This is a genomic window from Pedobacter sp. (assembly GCF_035566355.1).
Lineage (GTDB): Bacteria > Bacteroidota > Bacteroidia > Sphingobacteriales > Sphingobacteriaceae > Pedobacter.
Genome location: NZ_DATMRL010000724.1, coordinates 1 through 5,730 on the forward strand (window position 1 = coordinate 1; position 5,730 = coordinate 5,730).

The window sequence follows — 5,730 nt, forward strand, 5'->3', positions numbered from 1 at the left end:
TTTAGTCGTAATCGCGTCTACAAATTCTGCCCGCGTTTGCATATTGCCTCCGGAGTGCCCATAGCTTACTTCTTTAGCCAGTGTACTCTCCAGATCGGCCTTGTTTCCACTGATCATAGCCAGTCTGAGTTTTTCTACCACCGCAGCAACCGCTGTTTCTTCTTTAGAAGCCATATCCTGAGCTTTAATAGTCATAAACCCCGCAGTGACAAACAACAGGCATAAAAACATTTTCTTCATACAATATCTATTTGGATCCTTCAAATGTATATTTATTTGTTAAAAGCACAAATATAAATTTCTCAGGTGATGTGCTCTTCTTCCGCCGGACGGATAATCATACGCAGGGACTGGTCTTTCGAGAAATAAGCAATCATCCAGTTCCAGAAGGTCCGGGCGCGGTTTCGATAAGTGATCAGCGACATCAGGTGGATAAAGAGCCAGGCCAGCCAGGCTAGAAAACCTTTTAAATGCATTTTCGGAAAAGTCAGGTCTACCACAGCTTTGTTACTTCCGATAATAGCCATACTTCCTTTATCCACATAGGCAAATGCTTTACCCGGTTTACTACCTTCTGCCCATAATTTGAAATTGGCCGCCAGTCGCTTACCTTGCTGTATGGCCACTTGCGCAACCTGCGGGTGTCCTTCCGGGAAATGTGCATCGCCGGACTGCAGACAGGCGTCTCCAATAGCATAGATATTTGCTGTGTCTTTCACTTTACTGAACTCATCCACCAACAGTCTTTTTCCCCGCCCATAGCATGCTGCAGGAATACCTTCAAAAACCCGTGCAGTAACCCCTGCCGCCCAGATCAGGTTTTTGGAACTGATGGAATTTCCATCCGAAAGTACGACAGTATCGTTTACAAAATCGTCTACGTGCATGTTCATGATCAATTCCACGCCCATCTTTTTAAGTGCAACGGCGGTATCTTTCTGTGAACTTTCGCTCATGGGAGAAAGCACGCATTTGCCTCCATCGACCAGGTAAATCCCCCCGGCCTTACCATGAAGTTCCGGGTAATCTTTACGTAGTATGCCTTGTTTCATTTCGGCAAACATACCCGAGATCTCTACACCGGTTGGCCCACCTCCGGCAATCACCAGGGTGAGTAACTTACGGATTTCCTCAGGATCGCTGCATATAGATGCCTGTTCCATCCGCATCAGCAAAGTATTGCGCATGTTAATGGCATCAGACAAGGTCTTCATCGGGATGGCATTCTGTTTTATATTTTCATTGCCGAAATAATTCGTTTCTGCCCCGGTTGCAAACACCAGCTCATCATAAATCAATTCCCCATTGTGCAGAATGATCTTGTTCTCTTCAGGTACGACTCTTTCCAGTCTTCCCATCCTGTAATGCAGGTTCTCTTTCCCAGCAAAAAGTTTCCGGAAAGGGTAACTGATACTCGATGGCTCCAGGAAACCGGTCGCCACCTGGTAGATCAGCGGAGGAAAGAAATTATAGTTGTTTTTATCAACCAGCGTTACTTTATAGCTTTTATGCTTACCTAATGCTTTCGCCAGGTTGATTCCGGCAAAACCGCCGCCAATGATCACAATGTGTTTCTGCATATGTTGTGGGTCAGGATTCTTTTAGTAAAAACGCAAACAGGATTATTTAGTTTATTTCATTCGTCTTTTATTCGTCATTAAAAATTAAAGCCTATAGAAATATAGGTCAATGCACCCTCATTAGAGAAGCCAACGGCTGCCTGCACCAGGAACAATTCGGCCGGGACCACATAGAGTCCGCCTCCGTATCCATCATGCCATTTTTTAGAATCTTCACCCGGCGACCATACCCTTCCCACATCATTAAATGCGATGAGACCTACAGAACCCGGAACAATATAAGAGGTAAAATTAAACAGCTTTACCCGCAGGTCGAGGTTATGATAGGCCATCGTCCTGCCGGTAAACCTGTTGCTGTGGAAACCTCTCAGACTGCGCATCCCCCCCAGCTGCATTTGCTGGAAAAAAGCCGGATCGCCAAAAGTGGTACCACCTCCAATGCGGTTGGCAATCACCACGCCCGAACGTCCGGGACGGAAATAATACCTGAATTCTGTTTGAATTTTACCGTAACTATCGTGTGCTCCATTCACTTCCTTTTTAAAAGAGAGTCCCGTTTTCCAATACATGCCTTTGGTCGGAATGGCTGCATGATCACGGGTGTCATAGACCAAATTGCCCATTAGCCCTGCATAAAAACGATCCGAGAATACTTGTTCTTCCGGATGCAAGGCATCAAAATCCTGTAAAAAACGGTTATCATTGGAGCTTCTGGTACTGGTATAGTATTCCGTAGAAAGCCCACCCTCTAGGTTCAGATTCTTTTGAAGGTTTCTGGCCAGCTTCACATCAGCCGTAAGGTATTCATACCTGTTCCGGTAATAAGGCATTTCTTTATCGCCTTCATTGACGAATTGGGTTTCATTGCCCAGTCCAAAGAAATTGCTCAGGTTATGGGGACCAAGCAGATTGGCATCTATTCTAAGGTCATTTTTACCTATGGCCTCTTTAAAATCTCCTGAATAGTTTAAGATAAAGGAAGATCTTCCGGTGGTATAAGTGGCCCAAAATTCATGTTTAAAGGCATAAGGGGTTTTCCTGAATCCTTGCTTTTCATACACCAGGCCTGCGCCGATCTGTAAACCCTGATCAATACTGTAGTTGACCCGGAACAATGGTCCAAAACGATTGAAAACAAAACTGTTCTTATCATATTGGTTTACAGTAGAATCATTGGAGAGCCGGAGTTTGGCCTGTGAAGAAGAAGGAAGGGTGTTCCTTCCATCCAAACGGTCATAAATATATAAATGGCTTCTGCTTTTTACTTCTGGTGCAACTTCAAACTGATCTTCACCATCTCCTCCGATCATTCTGACCGTAATACTGGATTTCTGATCACCGTTTACGGCAAACACATCATTTCCTCCAAAGCCGTAAATCCGTATTTCTTTAGTCTGTTCTTGTTTAAAAGTACGTTTATAGAGTTTCCGTCCAATACTTCCGTCTTTTTTAATATTCCTGATGGTCAGTTCCACCTGTCCGTCTTTCTTATGTTGAATCTCGAAATGTTCTCTTTTATCAGAGGCTGGAATTTCTACATACTCCGCTAAGAAATGATAATAATCCAGGGCTATTTTTTCCAGGTTACGTACCCTCCCGTTCAGGGAGCGCTTCAATTCTTCTCCGTTTTCAGCAACAATAATGGCCGGCATCAATTTGATGGCACTGTCTACCAATTGCGGGGTAATGGTTTTCTGTACATATTTTACTTCTTCTTTCCAGTCCTTTTCATTGAGTTCGTTCAAAAAATAGCGGTCAAAGTATCTGGCATTAAAATTCCAGCCATTGATGTCCCGGATGTTCTCGCTGTAAGGCTGTAAATTTGATTTGAGCCATTGGTGGGAGAGTATCCAGGGGAAGACGCCAGAAGTGCGGTAGAAAACCTTGTCCCGGTCGCGCGGGATGGGTTCGTACAGCGTTCCATCGTCATTTTTTGTGGGCAGCCAACGCCAGTTGTCTTCATGCCGGTCCCAGTCGCCAACGATAAAATCAAGTAGCCTGGCCCTTAAGGTGAGCAACTGATCTGTAGTTTTATCATTGTCTTCCTGCAGCTTACGCTGTACCTTTTCTGTCTTATCTGTTTTTTCTGCTTCGGCAGGGTCTCTCTCTTCAAAAAGATAGGCTGCATTTGCAAAATCTTTACGGTATTCCATTAAGCCAGGGTCGTCCCCTACATAGACAATCTCGGGAAGGGCATGAGGAATATGCAGCGCCCCGGCCAGCGGCGGTACCACCAGTGCCCCAAAGGGGTGTCCGGTAGAGACCTGGTCCTGTACAATATTTTTAGCTATAGTGGGGCGCAGATTTTCGGGCAAGCCTCGCTCCGGGTATTTCTGTATGGTTCTCAAGGCCCAGAGCCGGCCAGACGCATCTTTAAATTGCAGGGAACGTGTTTGATTTCCTCCACCCAGTTTAACGATGGTTAAACCGCCACGTTCCTTTTCCAGGTGAAGCACACGCATCTTCACCGGAGTAGCCCAAAGCTTGCGGTAGTTTTCACCCAGGAAAAACCGGTGGGTTCCGCTCACCTGGTCATATTCAGGTGCAATGGCAACGGTAATGGAGTCGCCGGGGGGCTTTACCTGGGCATACCCCACAGAAGAAAAACCCATTGCTGAAAGTAATAACCCAAACCATCCTTTATGTAAAAATCTTATTCCCATTCCGTTCTTTTTATACGATTACGCCAACCCTGAGGGCTTTCAGCCCCTCTACACCTTGCAGTTCTTCTATTTCTATGTATTCTATATGCTCTTCCAGCATTTGCTGCTGCTGCAGCTTTTTAATGTATCCCAGGTATTCCTGGGCTTCCCAACTGTTAAAATAAATAATGGCAATCTTACCTGGTTGGGTTACCCTTTCAGTGGAGTGTTTAATATGTGCTTTATCAATTCTCTTTTTAACCATCTGATAACGGATGTTATAACTCCCTTCTACATCAAATCTTTGTTCATCTGTTCTGAAACTGATGTCAATCAGTTTTTCATAAACAAAGATCAGGTGGGTGGTTTGCATGTAAATATCCAGTTTAGGGGTCAGCGCATAGGTCGCCTTGGCAATATTGGCCATATTTTCCAATTGTTTAAACCTAAAGGTAAAAAGCAGGTCTTCGGGCATTGGGATAGCCGGCGTAATGGATTGCCCCACATAAATATCATATTCCACGCCATCGGTTCTGAATTTCTCAAAATAGCAGGGATAGATGGACTGGATCTCTGCATTGAACTCCTCCAGTTTTGTTGTGACCACCCTATTGATCTTTTGCATACTTTTTTCGTAGAGTACACGGTTCTTATACATGCTGTCTTTTTCCCGGGTCGCTTCAAAATAATCGTTCACAATTCCGGAAAGCTCCGGATGGGTACTTCTGAGTTGTTCCAGATACAAGGGCAGCTGCCGCATCAGGTAATCTTCTATTTTAAGTACTTCCCGGTCGGAGAGCTCATCAAATTCACTATAATTCCAAATCGCCTCCTGGTTGGGTATGCCTTCTGTGAGTTCCAGATGACTGTGTTTTTTTATCGCCAGCAACAGGGTTTCCAATACTTCGAAACTAATGTAAAGATCTTCCCGGATCGCCTTGTTCCTCTTAATACTGGAATCTTTAATATCAACCGCCGCATACAGGGGCTGCACATTTTCAAAATAGATCGGTTCAATAGGCAGGCTCCGCTCACAACCTCCCGACAGGAGATAATTGAAAGCAGCTTCCTGAAACCTCCATTGTACGGAAGGTTGTAAAGAAGTAAATTTATCGGTAATGATACTGGATACCTCATGGTTAAAATCTACAATCAGGTTTTGAAGCAATTGTGAGAGCAATGGCAAAGCACTTTCCAGCTGTGATAAGGTACTGCTCTTGAAGATTTCAACATCACTGGCATATACTTCCAGACAGCCCACAATTTTGCCGTTATAATTCAATGGAAATAGTGCATAGGATCTGATCCCATGGTCATGCAGCAGTTTCAGGATTGGATAACTCAACAACTCACCTTCAGTAATTTCAGGAAAGATGAGCATCCTTGGATTTTTAAGATAATCATCTACCAGTTTTTGATAAATGACCCGGTTGTCTTCATCTTCATTGGTGAGTTTCGCTATAATGCTGTCAAATCCAGACTCCCTGTTCATCACCACCTTTCCATTG

At 44.4% G+C, this 5,730-nt stretch carries 2 protein-coding genes and 2 pseudogenes; all 4 read right to left on the bottom strand.

Features of this window, described 5'->3' with window-relative positions:
* A pseudogene (locus VNZ46_RS28330) lies at positions 1–240 on the bottom strand (nuclear transport factor 2 family protein); the annotation flags it as partial.
* A 62-nt stretch (positions 241–302) separates the two neighbouring features.
* Positions 303–1,580, bottom strand: coding sequence for an NAD(P)/FAD-dependent oxidoreductase (locus tag VNZ46_RS28335; RefSeq protein WP_325564892.1), 1,278 nt, complete (start codon positions 1,578–1,580; stop codon positions 303–305).
* 77 nt (positions 1,581–1,657) lie between these two features.
* On the bottom strand, positions 1,658–4,243 hold the full coding sequence (locus VNZ46_RS28340) for a BamA/TamA family outer membrane protein (protein ID WP_325564894.1): 2,586 nt from the start codon (positions 4,241–4,243) through the stop codon (positions 1,658–1,660).
* A 10-nt stretch (positions 4,244–4,253) separates the two neighbouring features.
* A pseudogene (locus tag VNZ46_RS28345) lies at positions 4,254–5,730 on the bottom strand (GAF domain-containing protein); the annotation flags it as partial.

What these genes read in the sequence shown, in the direction of transcription:
- VNZ46_RS28335 (WP_325564892.1), bottom strand. Translation starts at nt 1,580, where the DNA reads ATGCAGAAACACATTGTGATCATTGGCGGCGGTTTTGCCGGAATCAAC.
- VNZ46_RS28340 (WP_325564894.1), bottom strand. Translation starts at nt 4,243, where the DNA reads ATGGGAATAAGATTTTTACATAAAGGATGGTTTGGGTTATTACTTTCA.